The organism is Halomonas sp. ATBC28 (genome assembly GCF_005937175.1).
GTDB classification, from domain to species: Bacteria; Pseudomonadota; Gammaproteobacteria; order Pseudomonadales; family Halomonadaceae; genus Vreelandella; species Vreelandella titanicae.
In genome coordinates, this window is sequence record NZ_VCQL01000017.1 from 102,407 (window position 1) to 118,794 (window position 16,388).

The window sequence follows — 16,388 nt, forward strand, 5'->3', positions numbered from 1 at the left end:
ACTGGGTCAATGGGCAATGTGAACGTGTTAAAACCTGACGATAGGATATATATGACCGATAACGTAGCCGCTCTTCGCCAGCTACTGCTTAGCGCACCGCGTGACGCCCTGCCAATGACATATCAGCAGGTGGCTAGCGCGCTAGCGCTAACACCGCCGCGGACTATCGCTCAAGTCACTCAGGCGTTAGAGCAGTTAATGCGCGAAGACGCCGCACAGCAGAAGCCTTTCATCGCAGCACTGGTGGTCAGCCGGCGAGGCGGCGATTTACCTGCGGCTGGCTTTTTTGAACTAGCCGTCACCTTAGGCCGCTTTCCTGCGGATACCGCACAGCACGAGGCCGCTTACCGCGCTGAGTTTCAGAGTGCTCTTGACGAGCGTGAGAACGCAGATAAAAACGCTCAGCCTTAAGTTTCGCCACGCTGGCTAGGCGTTTTTCGCAGTGGGTCAAGCAACGGGCCAAGCCCATTATGATCAATTTCGTGCATCAGATGCAGCAGTTGGCCAATTTCCCCGGAGGGAAACCCCTCCCGAGCGAACCAGTTTAAATAAGGGCCGGGAAGGTCAGCGATAAGCCGACCCTCGTACTTGCCAAAGGGCATGGTACGCGTCACTAGCTTTTCCAGATCCTCTGGTTTCATGCAGTTACTCCTTTGATATTGAACGAAACATTTTAGGCGCCATTATCAGGCCGCTGAGCGATTTCGCCAATCAATTGGGCCAGCGCCCGGGCGGGTTCGCTCAAATGGCCGCTACTGGGATGTATCAGCCCTATGTCGCGGTGAAAGGTGCGTTCGCCTAAATCAATCGCACGCACTTTCGCTGGCCAGGGTTGCTGCGCAATCGCTTGGGGCACCAGAGCAACGCCTACCCCTTTGGCGACCAGTTTAACGATGGCCTCTAGTTCATCCACTTCGCATACTTCACGTACATTGCAGTGATTGTCACGCAGAAAGCGTTCGACCTGCCGTCCCCCAAAGGAAGCACGGTCGTAGCGGACAAACGGCTGGTGGGCGATCAGCTCCTGCCAGTGATCGCCCTCAATATGGCGCGGCACGATTAAACGAAATGGCTCGTGGGCAAGGGGCGTCCAGCGTAAATCGCTGTGCAGTGAAAAGGGCGGGCGAATAATCACCGCCATATCCAGCTCCCCAGCGTCGACTTGATTCACCAGCTCCATGGAGAGCCCAGGCACCACGCGGGTGCGGCATTCGCTATAGGCGTGATGAAAGCGCGCCAGCGCATCGGGCAGTAGCGAACGCTGTATGGACGCGATGGCCCCAATGTTGACCCGTTGAGTGGTGGCTTGGCCTGCAGTCGTCGCACCCAGCGCGCTGTAGAGGGTGAGCAGTGCATGAGCTTGCTTTAACGTTTCCTGCCCACGCTGCGTCAAGATGGCGGCACGCCCTTTACGCTCAAACAGTGGGATACCCAACTCTTCCTCGAGGCGTTTCATTTGTGCGCTTACCGCCGCTTGAGTCAGGCCAATTTTATTGCCCGCTGCGGCAAAGGTGCCTTCCTGTGCTACCGCAATCAGCGTTTTTAGCTCACGGATCATTGATCAATCCTTTTTGTGAATCAGCTAAATAGTTATTGATTTTATTTTCCCATGAGCGGCCCTAGGATTAATACAGCGGGGCTGCATAAAGTGCCCGCTAACCCTCATAAAACCCAATAATGTGGAGAATGACCATGAGCCTTTCACCCTTCCATCTGGCGATTCCCGTTTACGATGTGGCGCTGGCGCGGGCGTTTTATAATGATGTGTTTGGCCTGGAAGAGGGGCGTTCCAGCGAGCAGTGGGTCGACTTTAATTTCTTTGGCCACCAACTGGTCATTCATGAGCAGCCCAAAACGCCGGGGCAAGAGAGCGCCCACACTAATCCGGTAGATGGGCACAACGTCCCGGTGCCGCACTTTGGCGTCATATTAGCGTGGGACGAGTGGGAAGCCCTGGCCGAGCGCTTGAAATCGCGCGATACGCAGTTTGTGATCGAGCCGTATATTCGCTTTAAAGGCGAAGTAGGTGAGCAGGCCACCATGTTTCTGCTCGACCCCTGCGGAAATGCCCTGGAGTTCAAGGCGTTTAAAGATATGAGTCAGGTGTTTGCTAAATAAGCCCTGCATTAAATCTCGTTTTAAGCGCGTAACGCTTGCTCCTGGCGGCGATGCTGAAGCGGGGGCTCGCCAAAGTAGCGCTTATAGTCACGGCTAAACTGAGGCACGCTGCGGTAACCCACCGCCGCAGCGGCCTGATTGACGTTGTGATTATCCTGCAGCAGCAACTGCTGCGCTTTGATTAGGCGCAACCGCTTTAAGTACTGAGCCGGTGATGAGCGGGTAATTTGCTTAAAGTGCTGGTGAAAAGTCGAGGGGCTCATATGGGCCTGTGCCGCCAACTGCTCCACGCTAAAGTCGTCGGCAAAATGGGTGTGGAGCTTAGACAGCACCTGCACAATGCGTGAATAGTTACCATGCCCCAGTACGAGCGCCCGTAAAGCGGGACCCTGTTCTCCCTTCAGCGCTTCAAACACCACATCGCGAATGCGAGCGTTGCCCATTGTGTTGCGCTCAATGTCAGCATGTAGCGCGTTGGCCAAGCGCAATACGGCCTCCTGCATGCCCTCTGTCATGGCCACCGAGGCCATCGGCAGCGGAGCCAATGCGTTATGACCGGCATCGCCCATGGCCGTCACCATCTCGCTTAACAGCGCCGGATCCAGGCGTACCGATATACCCAGTAACGGGGCTTCCGGTGAGCCGTGAGTTTCGCACTCAAAGGGCAGTGGTAGCGTTTGCACTAAGTAGTGGCCGGGGTCGTAGTGGATTTCGCGATCACCCAGATAACCCATTTTGCGCCCTTGGGCAATGATGGTCAGGCTCGGCTCATAGAGCAGTGGCGTACGTACCTGATGGCGGCTTAAACAGAGTAACGACACGCCGGGTAGCTGCGTGTTATTGATTCCGTCGCTTTTAACCAGTGGCGCGATAACGGCAGCCAGCGCATTGCCAGCCTGAGCGGTGGAGGTCATGAGGGTTTCTCTCGGGTTTCTGGTGGTTTTTGTATAATCATAACGATTTATGGCTATTTTTTGTTATTTTATTACGTTTTGTCGGAGTATTTGGCAAAAATGACGTAGCTTCGTTCATCGCTATCACCACTGAATAGGCCAATACTATTGGCATGCCTCGCATGCGAGGGAAATGTCTGCTGATTTATACGGCAGTCTTTTGCTGATAAGGAGTTTCACCGATGAGCCAAGCATTATCCTACGCCGCATTTGCCAACGATAAGCCCTTAGCACCGTTTACTTTTGATCGTCGTCAGCCGCGCCCCGATGACGTAGCCATCGAAATTCTCTACTGTGGTGTCTGCCACAGCGATCTGCATTTTGCTCGCAATGACTGGGGCATGAGCCAGTATCCCGTCGTACCTGGCCATGAAATTGTCGGACGCGTGACCTCTGTGGGCGATAAAGTATCGCGTTTTAAAGCCGGTGACCTGGTGGGTGTCGGTTGCATGGTCGATTCATGCCGTACCTGTGCTGCCTGTAAAGATGGCGTAGAGCAGTACTGCCTGGAAGGCTTCACCATGACCTACGGCAGCGAAGATCGTCAGGATGGCACCCTAACCCAGGGTGGCTACTCCGATTCCATCGTGGTGAGCGAGCACTTTGTGCTACAGATGCCTGATGGTATTGATCTGGCCTCAGCGGCGCCGATTCTATGCGCCGGTGTAACGACTTACTCACCGCTCAAGCATCACGGCGTGGGCAAAGGCCATAAAGTCGGTGTGATCGGTATGGGTGGCTTAGGCCACATGGGCGTTAAATTGGCCAAAGCGTTGGGCGCTGAAGTCACGGTGTTCACCCGTTCCGACGCCAAGGTTGAAGAAGCCAAGCGTAACGGTGCAGACCACGTGGTGGTTTCCAGCGACCAGGCACAAATGGATGCGGTGGCTGAAACCTTCGACTTCATGCTCGACACCGTACCTGTCCAACACGATCTAAACCCCTACCTAACGTCGTTGAAGTATGACGGTACCCATATCATTGTCGGCTTGTTAGAGCCCATTGAGCCTGCTATTGAAGCGTTCAATTTGGTCTTTAAGCGTCGTGTGGTTGCCGGTTCACTAATTGGTGGCATTGCGGAGACTGAAGAGCTGCTCAAGCTGTGCGCCGATCAGGGCATTACCTGTGATATCGAGATGCTCGATATCAATAACATTAACGAAGGTTTTGAGCGCATGGAAAAAGGCGATGTGCGCTATCGTTTCGTGATTGATATGGCCACGCTAAAAAACAGTGCAGCCTAAATAACGGATTGTCTAGCTGCCTATCTATCCACTCAGGTAGGTAGCTGGAGCAAAACAAAACGGCCCGAGTCCTGCAGAGGACTCGGGCCGTTTTTCTAGCTAGCCACTTTAGCGCCTGAGGCGTTTCAACTTCGTGGTTGGCGTGTGACTCTTGCTGCCACCACGCCGGGCAAGAGCATCAAGCCTGCTAACAGCCAAGCTGGCCAGCTACCCAAGCGGGTGAAAGGCGTTAGACCCTCCATGGCGTAAAACTCACCGGTGAGCGTGGTTGTCTCAAACTGCGGCGCGCGTTCAACAATGCGTCCACTGGAATCAATAATAGCGGTAATGCCATTGCTGGTGGCGCGAACCACATAGCGTCCATTCTCTAGCGCGCGTAGGCGTGCCATCTGCAGATGCTGGTGGGGGCCAATTGAGGCGCCAAACCAGGTGTCGTTAGACACCGTCATGATGACACCGCTGTCTTGGGCTCGGCGGGCGACTAGCTGTGGGTAGATGATCTCATAGCAAATGGCGTTACCAATATGAATCCCGGCGGCCTGCATCGGTGTTTGCTCATGCTCACCTTTGGTAAAGGTCGACATGGGCAGGTCAAAAAAATCAATCGCCCCGCGGAGTACACTCTCCAGCGGCAGGTACTCACCAAAAGGCACCAGGTGTTCTTTCTGGTAGCTGCCCTCTACGTCGCCGACGCCAATCACGCTATTGAAGTAACGCTCCTGCTCGTCGCGCTGAACGATGCCGGTGAGCAGAGCGACGTCGGGCGGTAGGTTCGCTTGCACCCGCTCCAGCACCGGGCGAGCCTGGGTCTCCATCATTGGCAGGGCGGTTTCTGGCCAGATGATCAGGTCAACCTCATCGGCGACTTCGCGGGTGAGGTTGCTATAGGTATTCGCCGCCGTGCGCTGCCCTTCGGGCGTCCACTTCAGCAACTGCGGCAGGTTGCCCTGTAGCAGTGCCACGCGCGTGGGCTCGTCCACAGGCGTGGTCCACTGATGGGGGAGTGCCAAGGGAATTAACCAAATAGCCGCCAGTGGCGCAAGTGTCCACCACTGACGGCGCAGCAGTAGTTCAGCGCCAAGCGCACCGCTAAGTGCGACCAGCAGCGAGAGCAGGTAGACGCCGCCAACGGGTGCCCAGGCAGCCAGCGGCGAGTCGACGTAGCCAGAGCCCAGCAACAGCCAGGGAAAGCCGGTAAACAGGTAGGTGCGTAGCACTTCGCCCAGTACCCAGGCGCCAGCAAAGCTGATAAACGCAAGCCGGGCGGAGGTGAAGCGCCGGTAAAGCCAGAAAGTGCCGGCAAAAAACAACGCCAGAATCGTCACGAACAGCGCGGTTAGGAAAACGGCTAGCGGTACACCGGTATAGCCATAGTCGTGGATAGAGACGTACACCCAGGAGGTGCCGCTGGCGAACAGTGCCACACCGTATAACCAGCCCTTCAGGGCCGCCTGGGCGGGGGTTAAAGTGTGCAGGCCCACATAGAGTAAGCCAATGGCCACCGGGCCCAGCCACCAAAGCTCAAAAGGAGAAGCCGTTAGGGTGGTGAAACCGCCCGCCACCAGGGCGGCAAGCAGCTGTAACAAAAACGCGGGGGGTAAACCCATAGCGATAACCTATCTACGGTAAAGTGCGAGGGAGTGGATAGAAAATAGTGTGACAACAAGCGCCTAGGCTGGCTTGTTCTCCTGGTCATCATCCTCTTCGTCATCGCGGCGGGTGTCGCGATAGGCTTCGAGTAGACGGATGCGTCGGGTGTCGGCATTAAGAATCACAAACCGCCAACCGCCCAGAATGGTGTGTTCGCCGCGCCGCGGTAGATGGCCAAACTGCTGCATCACCAGGCCGCCAACGGTATCGAACTCATCGTCAGAGAACTCGGTGTCAAAGCGTTCGTTGAAATCTTCGATGGGGGTCAGCGCGCGAATGGCGTAGCGGCCATTCTCTATTTCGCGGATATCGTCCTCTTCATCGGTATCGTGCTCATCTTCGATGTCGCCAACGATCTGCTCAAGAATATCTTCGATGGTGATAATGCCCGCGGTGCCGCCGTATTCATCCACCACCACTGCCATGTGATTGTGGGTATCCCGAAACTCTTTGAGTAGGCTGTTTAGCCGTTTTGATTCAGGGATAAACATCGCCGGGCGCAAAATGTCGTCTAACTTGAACGCATCACGCTGGGCCTGTGTCTGGGAGAGCAGGGGAAGTAAATCTTTTACCAGCAGGATGCCCTTTACATCATCCAGGTTTTCACCAATCACCGGGTAGCGGGAGTGGCCGGTTTCCTGAATCAGCGGTAGGTAGCCGTCGCTGGTTTGATCCAGCGCAATGGCTGAGACCTGGGAACGGGGGATCAACACCTCACGAACCTGCTGATCGCTGATCTCAAGAGCGCCTTCGATGATCATAATGGCGTCTTGATCCAGCTTTAATTTCCCTGCGGTATGGCGTAAGAACGTCATCAACTCATCGCGTGAGCTGGGTTCGTCATTGTCTCCGGAAAGGGCGCCAAAGAGTTTCTCGAGCCAGGATTTTTGATTGGGGTTGCTCGATCGGTCTTCGCTCATGCGTCAATTCTCTCGTTTGCGGGCAGACAGTTGCTATCTCGTTGACGACATCGTTATATAAACCATGTCGTCAGGTAGCTGTTTTATCACTGAAACGGGGGATAGTACCAGATTAGTTGTTACGTGATTTAACGCACTCACCGCTAAATAATAAAGAGGTAAGGGGCTAAGCGTGTTCGCTATTGAGCGGGGGGCTGTCAGCATACGGATCAGGAATGCTTAGCTCGGCTAACAGCTCGCGCTCAAACTGCTCCATTTCCTCGGCCTCGTGATCATCAATATGATCGTAGCCCATTAAATGCAAGATGCCATGCACGACCATATGGGCGTAGTGGTGCTCGATCGACTTGTTTTGCTCGTTGGCTTCTTTGGCCACCACGGTATGGCAAATCACCAGGTCGCCGAGTAACGGTAAATCCACACCCGGCGGGCTCTCAAAAGGGAATGACAGCACGTTGGTGGTTTTGTCTTTGCCGCGGTAATCACGGTTGAGCGTTTGGCTTTCAAGCTCATCCACAAAGCGAATAGTCACTTCAAGACGCTGATCGTCAGGGTGGTGGGCAAACACACAGCCCACCCAATGGGTGAGCTGTGACAGGCTGGGTAGCAGTGGTTCGTCAATCGCCGCCTGACGATCAACGATGACTTCAATGGCCTCGCTCATCGCGAACTATCCCATGCGTCTTCGCGTGCCTGCATACGTGCGTCACGCTCTTGCTGGCGTGCCTCGCGGCGGGCACGCTCTTCCACTTCCTGCTGGGATTCGAACATATCGTAGGCTTCGATAATGCGCTGTACCAGCGGGTGGCGTACCACATCCTTGGCGGCAAAGTGGGTGACGCCGATGCCTTGAGTGTCTTTCAACACGTCGAGCACCTGAATCAGCCCTGAACGCTGGCCTTTGGGGAGATCGACCTGGGTCACGTCGCCGGTAATCACGGCGGTGGAGCCAAAGCCAATCCGGGTCAGGAACATTTTCATCTGCTCCGGGGTGGTGTTCTGGCTCTCATCCAGAATGATGTAGGAGTTATTGAGTGTGCGGCCACGCATATAGGCCAGCGGGGCAATCTCAATCACCTGACGCTCAATCAGTTTTGCCACCTGCTCGAAGCCAATCATTTCATACAGGGCATCGTAAAGGGGTCGCAGGTAGGGATCGATTTTCTGGGCCAGGTCGCCGGGCAAGAAGCCAAGTTTTTCACCCGCTTCCACCGCCGGGCGCACGAGCAGGATGCGGCGTACTTCCTGTTGGTTGAGTGCCTCAACCGCGGCGGCAACAGCGAGGTAGGTTTTACCGGTACCCGCAGGGCCAATGCCGAAATTGATGTCGTGTTCACGGATACTTGATACGTAGCGCTGCTGGTTGAGCCCGCGCGGTTTGATCATGGTGCGTGGGGTGCGCATGATCACTTCATCGCTGCTGCCGACGCCGTCAGCTTCCTCTTCTAGCGCTTCAAGCCCAGACTCTTGCAGGAACAGGTGCACAGTGTCGGCCTCAAGCTCGCTCGCCGCTGTTTCGCGATAGAGGTGTTCCAACACGTTCGCCGCTGCTTTGATGCGGTTGGCTGGGCCCGCCAGTTGGAACACATTGCCCCGGTTGCGCAGCGTCACATCTAGGCGGCTTTCAATCAGCTTCAAATGCTCGTCCTGCTGGCCGCAAAGGCTAGCAAGGCGCTGCGGATCATTGGGTTCAAGGCTTAAGGTGATGATGCGATTGGCCTGAGGTGTTGGCTGGCTCAAGAGTGGGGAACCCCTCGTTAGTGTGTGTATCGTTCAGCTTACTGCCCCACCAGAAGCGGGGCAATGATCTATGCTAACTGAAAGGTACTTTATACAGTACGGTGCCGAGAGCAGGTTTCCGCGAGGGCGCTGTGAACCCTTCCTTGGGCGCTACTTTTGCCATCTGACCGCCATGGATGGCGGAAATGCCGGAATTGTTGGGAACCCTTTCCGGCCCTGGCAAAAGACAACCTGTTCTCGCACTCGTTATCGGGCATTTATAAATGCGTTAAACAATCAATAGCGCTCAGGTGAGGCAAGCTCACCGCGTAGCGAATTGGGAAATGCTTCGGTGATCTCTACATCGACAAAGTAGCCGATTAGTTCGGTGGGGTTGGCAGCGCGGAAGTTAACCACCCGGTTATTCTCGGTACGCCCTGAGAGCTGGCCGGGGTCACGCGGCGAAAAGCCGTTAACCAGTACACGCTGTGTGCTGCCAACCATGAGGCGGCTAATTTGCGCGGTTTGCTGGATAATCCGCTCTTGTAAAATCGCCAGGCGCTGCTTTTTGACACTCTCCGGTGTTTCATCCGGCAGGCCAGAAGCAGGTGTGCCGGGGCGTGCGGAGTAAACGAAGCTGAACGAATGATCGAAGCCGATTTGATGAATTAAATTCATCGTCGCTTCAAAATCTTCTTCTGTTTCGCCGGGGAAGCCGATGATGAAGTCAGAAGAGAAGCTGATGTCCGGGCGGTTGGCGCGGATGCGCTCCATCTTTTCAATGTATTCGGCCGCCGTATGCCCGCGCTTCATGGCAGTAAGAATACGGTCTGAACCCGACTGTACCGGCAGGTGAAGGTGGCTCACCAGCTCAGGGATATCGGCAAAGGCGTCAACTAGGCTGTCGGTAAACTCCACCGGGTGTGAGGTGGTAAAGCGGATGCGGTCAATGCCCTCTACCGCCGCAACACAGGCAATCAGTTCGGCCAGGTCGATTTCATCGCCAAGCTGGTTTTCACCGCGGTAGGCATTGACGTTCTGGCCCAACAGGTTGATCTCGCGCACGCCCTGGTCGGAAAGGTGAATGACTTCATCCATCACCGCCTCAAAGGGGCGCGAGACTTCTTCACCGCGGGTGTAGGGCACCACGCAGAAGGTGCAGTACTTTGAGCAACCTTCCATGATCGACACAAACGCCGTTGCGCCATCGGAAGAGGGCTTGGGCAGGTGGTCGAATTTTTCGATCTCTGGAAAGGTGACATCTACCGCCGCAATCTGATTATTGCCACGGGCATCCAGCATTGAGGGTACGCGGTGCAGGGTTTGCGGCCCGAACACCATGTCCACGTGAGGCGCGCGCTTGCGAATGGCTTCGCCTTCCTGGCTTGCCACGCAGCCGCCCACGCCAATCACCAGGTTGGGATTGGCGTCTTTAAGTTTTTTCCAGCGTCCCAGCTGATGAAAAACTTTTTCCTGCGCTTTTTCGCGAATCGAGCAGGTGTTTAACAGAATGACATCGGCTTCACGCTCATTATCAGTGAGTTCGAGCTGGTGAGATTCGCCGAGTAGATCCGCCATGCGGGAGGAGTCGTACTCGTTCATTTGGCAGCCGTGCGTTTTGATGAAGAGCTTCTTCGCCATCGGTACCTGTCATCTATGAGTCGTCGGGGGACGAGGATGAATGGAGTGTTGTCGTGCGGTCGGCAGTGATAGTGCCCGAACCGCTGTCGTTAGTTGGCGCATTATACGGATACAAGAAACCAGCGGCTAGCGTTCATCCATAATCGATACTTGACCCTCACGATTCTATGGGTATACTACGCACCGTGTTTGAGCAGTTCCTCGATAGCTCAGTTGGTAGAGCAAATGACTGTTAATCATTGGGTCGCAGGTTCGAGTCCTGCTCGAGGAGCCAATCACTTGCTGGAAGTTATTAGCAATTTTGGTTTCGCTTTAAACACGATAGCGTTTGAAAAGACAGCGCTTATGAAAAGATAGCTTAAGCTGTTCCTCGATAGCTCAGTTGGTAGAGCAAATGACTGTTAATCATTGGGTCGCAGGTTCGAGTCCTGCTCGAGGAGCCAAGCTGTTCCGCTGTCAATATCTGTATTAACTGCCTTTTTTACGGTATACCGTCTTAGTCGGTAAGCTGTTTCAGGTAGTGCACTGTTCCTCGATAGCTCAGTTGGTAGAGCAAATGACTGTTAATCATTGGGTCGCAGGTTCGAGTCCTGCTCGAGGAGCCATTTAATCCCCCCTGTTAGTCTAAGTCTCACTGTTTCTTTAATACCCGCTGCTTAATGGCATCTGGGTGTTTTTCTGTGCCTGAATGCCGCGCATTCGCGCGGTGCTTACTGCTAACGGTTCTTGTGGCGTAAACTACACATAGTCAATCAGTCTGGGAAGTTTATGGTGGGCAAAGTGAATACACCGCAAGCCTTGCAGGTGTTTAAATGTTTAAGCGATGAGACGCGTTTGATGCTGGTACTGCTGGTGGCTCAAGAGCAGGAGCTTTGCGTGTGCGAAATGACTTATGCGCTGCAGGAGTCCCAGCCTAAAGTATCGCGTCATTTGGCTCAGCTGCGTCAGTGTGGGTTGCTGAGTGATCAGCGTGAGGGGCAGTGGGTCTATTACCGGCTTGCCCCCCAGTTGCCTGCCTGGGCTCATGAGGTGATTCGCGCGGGTGGCCAGGGCAGTGCCGCCCAGTTAGCTGCGCTGACTCGGCGCTTAACCAAAATGGGTGACCGGCCAGCCCGCCTGGCGGCGCTCTGTTGAAACCAGGGTTAAAGCCAAAACGTTAAAACCAAAACGCCGCCCCTTGCGAAGGGGCGGCGTTTTTTTAACTAGCTTATTTTAACTCGGCGTACTTAGCGCTTTGCGGCTAACCGCTGAGTGTCTTGCAGGCGGGCGTAGTCGAGCAGGATTTCAGCCGATTCGAGCACATAGGCGCGATCAACAGCCAGTGCGTCATCTTCGTCGCTTTCCCCTTCACTGTCTTGGGTTGCCTCTGCGTCCTCAATTCCTTCTGTGACGCTTTCGGTGGCATCCGTACGAGCATCCATCCACTCATCCAGCTCTTCCAGGCCCAGTGCACGACGGCGTTGGTTTTCCAGCGAAAGCTGTTCGGCTTCCTGGGCTTCCATTTCACGCTGACGCTGCTCACGATTTAAGCTCACGCTGGTGTGCTGCTCGCGTAACTGGCGGGCCAGCGTGGACTGGCGCTCTAAATAGCGGAAGTTGGCGTTGTCCTCAGCGCGTGCGTCGTGCTGGGCTATCAGCTTGTCTAGCATGGTTTCAGGTTCGCCATAGCGGCGATACTGGACATTCTGAACGGTGTCCCAGGCCAAGGCATTATCCAAACTGCTTTCACCAATACGCTCGGGATCAATCAGACTGGGGAAGTCGATATCCGGCTCAACGCCGCGATTCTGGGTGCTGTCGCCGGAAATGCGGTAGAACTTGGCGCGAGTCAGCTTGATCTGACCATGGCTCAGCTCGTTGAGCGTCTGCACGGTGCCTTTGCCAAACGTCGGCGTGCCCAGTACTAAGCCGCGACCATAATCCTGAATCGCACCGGCAAAGATTTCCGAGGCAGAGGCGGAGAGGCGATTCACCAGCACCCCTAGCGGGCCGTCATAAAGTGTCCCTGCTTCGCTGTCGCCATACAGTTGAATGCGCCCCTGGGCATCGCGCACTTGTACGGTGGGGCCGCGGTCGATAAACAGGCCAATAAGCGAGTTGGCTTCCTGGAGCGCACCGCCGCCGTTGTTGCGTAGGTCAAGCACGATACCTTCCACGCCCTCTTCTTTAAGGCGTTCGACTTCTTTGGCAACATCGCGAGTAGTGCTGCGATACTCCTCTTCACCCGCTTGCCAGGCGTCAAAATCGACGTAGAACGTCGGGATGTTAATCACCCCTAAGCGGTGAGGTTCTCCATCACGCTCGACTTCAATCACTTCGCCATGGGCGGCTTGGTCTTCAAGGCTAACGGTGTCACGGGTAATCTCAACGGTTTGCGAGCGGGTCATATCCACCGCTTGGGCAGGCACCACGTCCAAACGAACAACGGAGCCTTTGGGGCCGCGAATCAGATCCACCACGTTGTCCAGGCGCATGCCGACCACATTGACCATCTCACCCTCTTCCTGGCCTACGGCGATGATGCGATCCGCTGGCTCAAGTACACCGGCGCGCTCCGCTGGGCCGCCGGGCACAAGGCTGGAAACTTTGACATATTCACCGTCCGACTGAAGTAGGGCGCCAATGCCCTCAAGGGAGAGGCTCATCTGAATATCGAAAGATTCACCCTGGCGGGGGGATAGGTAGCCAGTATGTGGGTCGATACTGCTAGTAACGGCTGCCATCAGTACGCCAAATACATCTTCTGACTCGGTTTGCTCCAGCCGTGTTAGTTGGCCTTCATAGCGCTGGCGCAGGTTGTCTTCAATCTGTTCGCTATCCTGATCGGTCAGGGCGAGTGTTAAAGCGTCATTTTTAAGCCGCTTGCGCCATAGCTCGTCAAGCTCGCTTTGCCGGGATGCCCAGGGCGCCTCTTCACGGTCAATTTCTAAACGCTCGTTGCTTTCAAAATCGAAATCAAGGCCTTCGTCCAGCTTTGCCAACAAAGACTCAAGGCGCGACCGTTGCCGATCACTAAAGGTGTTATAGAGATCAAACGCATCATCCAACTCACCATTGAAAAGAGCGTCTGCCATGCCCGTCTCTAAGTGACGATAGGGCTCGATATCACTGCGCAGCAGGTAGGCGCGCTGGCCGTCCAGAATATCCAAATAGCGTTGGAAAGCATCCTGCGACCACGCTTCATCAAATGTAATATCAGCATAATGGCCGTAGCGGAGCGAGTCCGCAATTTCCACTGCCGCCTGGCGTTGTTCGTCGGTCGGCTCAAGTTGCGCCAAGGCGGCTGGGCTGGTAACAACCAGCATGACAGCCAGGGCGACCGAACGCGAAAGCGTTGCAAACAAGCTCATCAGTCAAGCTCTCCCGGATTTGTGTACACTCATTCTTCCCTAGACTCGCATATGACCCATGAGTTGCGTAGGTCGAAGGGGTATTGTAGCAGGTCGCCTGCGCGATGAGACTCAATCATTACTGTTATGAGGATTTCCATGTCCGAGACTTTCAACGCTGATCGTTTAACGCGGTTATGCGATTTTCTGCGCCAATCACCGACCCCGTGGCACGCTGCAGGCAATATGGCTGAGCGATTGGAGCAAGCTGGTTTTCAGCGGCTGGAAGAGAAGGCCAATTGGCAGCTAACCCCGGGCAAGCGCTACTATGTCACCCGTAATGATTCGGCGATTATTGCTTTTCAGTTGCCTGAGTCTGAAGTGACGGCGTTGCGTATGATCGGTGCCCACACCGATAGCCCTGGGCTGCATCTAAAGCCTAACGCCACGCAGTGCTCTGCAGGCTGGCTACAGTTGGGAGTGCAGGTGTATGGCGGTGTTTTGTTGGCGCCGTGGTTTGACCGTGACCTGGGGCTGGCAGGGCGTGTGCATGTGCGCCATGCCGATGGTCGCTTGGAAAGCGTATTGCTTAATGTCGATCAGGCAATTGCCATGGTGCCGAGCCTGGCGATTCACCTGGATCGTGATGTCAACGCAGGACGGCCGATTAACCCGCAGACGCAAATGGCGCCAGTATTGATGCAGAGCGATACGGCTACGCTAGGCGAGCTAGTGGCGCAGTGGTTAGAAGAGCAGCACGGCCTGCGTGCAGTGGAAGTAGTGGACTTTGAATTAGGCTTTTACGATGTTCAGCCACCGTCCCTGGTCGGTGTTAAGCAAGAACTGGTGGCCAGCGCCCGGTTGGATAACTTGCTCTCCTGCTTCATCGGTTTAGAGGCACTCTTGGCTTGCGATGGCAGTCAAGGCGCTTTGTTGGTGGCCAACGATCACGAGGAAGTCGGCAGTGCCAGTGCCTGTGGTGCCCAAGGCCCATTCTTGGCGGATGTGCTAAAGCGCATTAATGGCCAGGTGGGCAAGGGAGACGACGAGTCGCTGATTCAACTGATTCAGTCGTCGCTGATGATTTCTTGCGATAATGCCCACGCACTGCATCCTAACTTTCGCGACAAGCACGATGAGCGCCATGGTCCAGCGATTAATGGTGGCCCGGTCATCAAGGTGAACTCCAGCCAGCGTTACGCCACCAATAGTGTCACTGGTGCGCTGTTTCGCGATGTCTGTCGTGAGGCTGACGTACCCGTGCAGTCGTTTGTTACCCGGGCGGATATGGGCTGTGGCAGTACGATTGGCCCGATTACCGCCACCGAGCTGGGTGTGCCCACTATTGATGTGGGGGTGCCTCAATGGGCGATGCATTCGATTCGGGAAACCGCGGGTACTAAAGATGTCGAGTATCTAACCCGCGCCCTAACGCTATTTCTAAACCGTCCTGCGTTAAGCTAGTCCAAGCAAATAGCTGAATTTTGCTTAGCAATAACAGCTTTGCAACACAAAAAAGCCCGCTAAATAAAATTAGCGGGCTTTTAATATGCTTGGTGGCTACGCCCTGATTTGAACAGGGGACCCCATCATTATGAGTGATGTGCTCTAACCAGCTGAGCTACGTAGCCTTTCAACGGGGGCGAATGATACTGATAACCCCGCCTTAAGTCAATGTTTTATTGCTGGTCGTATGGGTGTTGCCGCTTACACATTAAAGCGGAAGTGCACCACATCGCCATCTTTGACAATGTACTCTTTGCCTTCCAGGCGCCATTTCCCGGCGTCTTTGGCTGCCTGCTCACCGCCTAGCGATACGAAGTCCTCATAGGCAACCACTTCAGCACGGATAAAGCCTTTTTGGAAGTCGGTGTGAATCACGCCAGCGGCTTCTGGGGCTGTGGCACCTTCTTTCACTGTCCAGGCGCGCACTTCTTTAACACCGGCAGTGAAGTAGGTTTGCAGACCCAGCAGTGAGTAGCCCGCGCGAATGACACGATCAAGGCCTGGTTCATCCATGCCCATCTCACTTAAGAACATCGAGCGCTCTTCATCATCCAGCTCGGCAATTTCGGCTTCCAGCTGATTGCAAACAGGCACCACAAGCGCGCCTTCTTCAGCGGCGATTTCGTTAACAATATCCAGGTAAGGATTGTTCTCAAAACCATCTTCATTGACGTTAGCGATGTACATAGTTGGCTTCAGAGTCAAAAAGCCGAAGCTCTTCACCTGGCGCTGCTCTTCCTCGCTTAATCCAAAGCTGCGTAGCGGTAAGCCTTCCGCAACGTGGGGCTGAATACGATCAAGAATCGTCTTAGTGGCAATGGCCTCTTTATCACCGCCTTTCACCGAACGAACCAGACGCTGGCTGGCTTTTTCGACAGTATCCAGGTCGGCCAGCGCCAGCTCTAAATTGATCGTTTCGATATCGGCGCGCGGGTCGACCTGGTTGGCTACGTGGATAACGTTGTCGTTGTCGAAGCAGCGCACCACATGGGCAATTGCCTGGGTTTCACGAATGTTAGCCAGAAACTTGTTGCCTAAGCCCTCACCTTTGGAGGCCCCGGCGACCAAGCCAGCAATGTCGACGAACTCCATGGTGGTCGGCAGTGTTTTTTGTGGCTTGACGATCTCGGCAAGCTTATCAAGGCGCGGATCCGGCATCGGCACGATACCCACGTTCGGCTCAATGGTACAGAAGGGGAAGTTTTCTGCATCGATGCCTGACTTGGTCAGTGCATTGAATAGTGTGGACTTGCCGACGTTAGGCAGGCCGACGATGCCGCAATTGAAACCCATAAAATGTTCCTGAGA

At 54.9% G+C, this 16,388-nt stretch carries 15 protein-coding genes and 4 tRNA genes; 8 read left to right on the forward strand and 11 right to left on the reverse strand.

The window, feature by feature from the left end; genetic code table 11:
• Positions 1 to 51: 51 nt before the first annotated feature.
• Positions 52 to 411, forward strand: a complete 360-nt coding sequence (locus E0L35_RS18785; RefSeq protein ID WP_138801114.1) for a hypothetical protein — start codon at positions 52 to 54, stop codon at positions 409 to 411.
• On the opposite strand, the gene E0L35_RS18790 is transcribed toward E0L35_RS18785, so the two are convergent.
• Positions 408 to 641, reverse strand: coding sequence for a DUF3820 family protein (locus E0L35_RS18790; RefSeq protein WP_022522550.1), 234 nt, complete (start codon positions 639 to 641; stop codon positions 408 to 410). The genes E0L35_RS18785 and E0L35_RS18790 overlap by 4 nt on opposite strands.
• 32 nt (positions 642 to 673) lie before the next feature.
• Positions 674 to 1,558: a LysR family transcriptional regulator gene (locus E0L35_RS18795; protein WP_022522551.1), complete on the reverse strand. Its 885-nt coding sequence runs from the start codon at positions 1,556 to 1,558 to the stop codon at positions 674 to 676.
• A gap of 134 nt (positions 1,559 to 1,692) precedes the next feature.
• On the opposite strand from E0L35_RS18795, the gene E0L35_RS18800 reads away from it, so the two are divergent.
• Positions 1,693 to 2,118 (forward strand): VOC family protein, encoded by a 426-nt coding sequence (locus tag E0L35_RS18800; RefSeq protein WP_022522552.1) that lies wholly within the window; start codon positions 1,693 to 1,695, stop codon positions 2,116 to 2,118.
• Positions 2,119 to 2,138: 20 nt separating this feature from the next.
• Here E0L35_RS18800 and E0L35_RS18805 read toward each other — a convergent pair whose 3' ends face one another.
• Complete coding sequence (locus E0L35_RS18805) at positions 2,139 to 3,032, reverse strand: AraC family transcriptional regulator (protein WP_138801115.1); 894 nt, start codon at positions 3,030 to 3,032, stop codon at positions 2,139 to 2,141.
• Between the two features lie 221 nt (positions 3,033 to 3,253).
• Between E0L35_RS18805 and E0L35_RS18810 the strand changes: the two genes are divergently transcribed.
• On the forward strand, positions 3,254 to 4,315 hold the full coding sequence (locus tag E0L35_RS18810) for an NAD(P)-dependent alcohol dehydrogenase (protein WP_138801116.1): 1,062 nt from the start codon (positions 3,254 to 3,256) through the stop codon (positions 4,313 to 4,315).
• A gap of 125 nt (positions 4,316 to 4,440) precedes the next feature.
• On the opposite strand, the gene lnt is transcribed toward E0L35_RS18810, so the two are convergent.
• From lnt to miaB, 5 genes are all read right to left on the reverse strand, one after another.
• The gene (lnt, locus tag E0L35_RS18815; RefSeq protein ID WP_138801117.1) at positions 4,441 to 5,922 is read right to left on the reverse strand and encodes an apolipoprotein N-acyltransferase; all 1,482 of its coding nucleotides are present in this window, start codon (positions 5,920 to 5,922) and stop codon (positions 4,441 to 4,443) included.
• A 63-nt stretch (positions 5,923 to 5,985) separates the two neighbouring features.
• A complete protein-coding gene (locus tag E0L35_RS18820) occupies positions 5,986 to 6,885 on the reverse strand; it encodes a transporter associated domain-containing protein (protein WP_022522556.1) in 900 nt (299 codons plus the stop codon).
• Between the two features lie 166 nt (positions 6,886 to 7,051).
• A complete protein-coding gene (gene ybeY / locus E0L35_RS18825) occupies positions 7,052 to 7,549 on the reverse strand; it encodes an rRNA maturation RNase YbeY (protein ID WP_138801118.1) in 498 nt (165 codons plus the stop codon).
• Positions 7,546 to 8,625: a PhoH family protein gene (locus E0L35_RS18830; RefSeq protein ID WP_009288233.1), complete on the reverse strand. Its 1,080-nt coding sequence runs from the start codon at positions 8,623 to 8,625 to the stop codon at positions 7,546 to 7,548. The genes ybeY and E0L35_RS18830 overlap by 4 nt, the downstream gene beginning before the upstream one ends.
• Before the next feature lie 276 nt (positions 8,626 to 8,901).
• A complete protein-coding gene (gene miaB, locus E0L35_RS18835) occupies positions 8,902 to 10,245 on the reverse strand; it encodes a tRNA (N6-isopentenyl adenosine(37)-C2)-methylthiotransferase MiaB (RefSeq protein WP_138801119.1) in 1,344 nt (447 codons plus the stop codon).
• A 198-nt stretch (positions 10,246 to 10,443) separates the two neighbouring features.
• On the opposite strand from miaB, the gene E0L35_RS18840 reads away from it, so the two are divergent.
• From E0L35_RS18840 to E0L35_RS18855, 4 genes are all read left to right on the forward strand, one after another.
• Positions 10,444 to 10,519, forward strand: a tRNA-Asn gene (locus tag E0L35_RS18840).
• Between the two features lie 93 nt (positions 10,520 to 10,612).
• Positions 10,613 to 10,688, forward strand: a tRNA-Asn gene (locus E0L35_RS18845).
• Between the two features lie 86 nt (positions 10,689 to 10,774).
• A tRNA-Asn gene (locus tag E0L35_RS18850) sits at positions 10,775 to 10,850 on the forward strand.
• Positions 10,851 to 11,013: 163 nt separating this feature from the next.
• Positions 11,014 to 11,379, forward strand: coding sequence for a metalloregulator ArsR/SmtB family transcription factor (locus E0L35_RS18855; RefSeq protein ID WP_022522558.1), 366 nt, complete (start codon positions 11,014 to 11,016; stop codon positions 11,377 to 11,379).
• A gap of 92 nt (positions 11,380 to 11,471) precedes the next feature.
• Here the strand turns inward: E0L35_RS18855 and E0L35_RS18860 are convergent, their stop codons facing one another.
• Positions 11,472 to 13,595: a carboxy terminal-processing peptidase gene (locus E0L35_RS18860; RefSeq protein ID WP_009287564.1), complete on the reverse strand. Its 2,124-nt coding sequence runs from the start codon at positions 13,593 to 13,595 to the stop codon at positions 11,472 to 11,474.
• 138 nt (positions 13,596 to 13,733) lie between these two features.
• Between E0L35_RS18860 and E0L35_RS18865 the strand changes: the two genes are divergently transcribed.
• Complete coding sequence (locus tag E0L35_RS18865) at positions 13,734 to 15,038, forward strand: M18 family aminopeptidase (RefSeq protein WP_027960051.1); 1,305 nt, start codon at positions 13,734 to 13,736, stop codon at positions 15,036 to 15,038.
• A gap of 90 nt (positions 15,039 to 15,128) precedes the next feature.
• On the opposite strand, the gene E0L35_RS18870 is transcribed toward E0L35_RS18865, so the two are convergent.
• Positions 15,129 to 15,205, reverse strand: a tRNA-Met gene (locus tag E0L35_RS18870).
• A 76-nt stretch (positions 15,206 to 15,281) separates the two neighbouring features.
• On the reverse strand, positions 15,282 to 16,373 hold the full coding sequence (gene ychF / locus E0L35_RS18875) for a redox-regulated ATPase YchF (RefSeq protein WP_022522561.1): 1,092 nt from the start codon (positions 16,371 to 16,373) through the stop codon (positions 15,282 to 15,284).
• Positions 16,374 to 16,388: the final 15 nt, after the last annotated feature.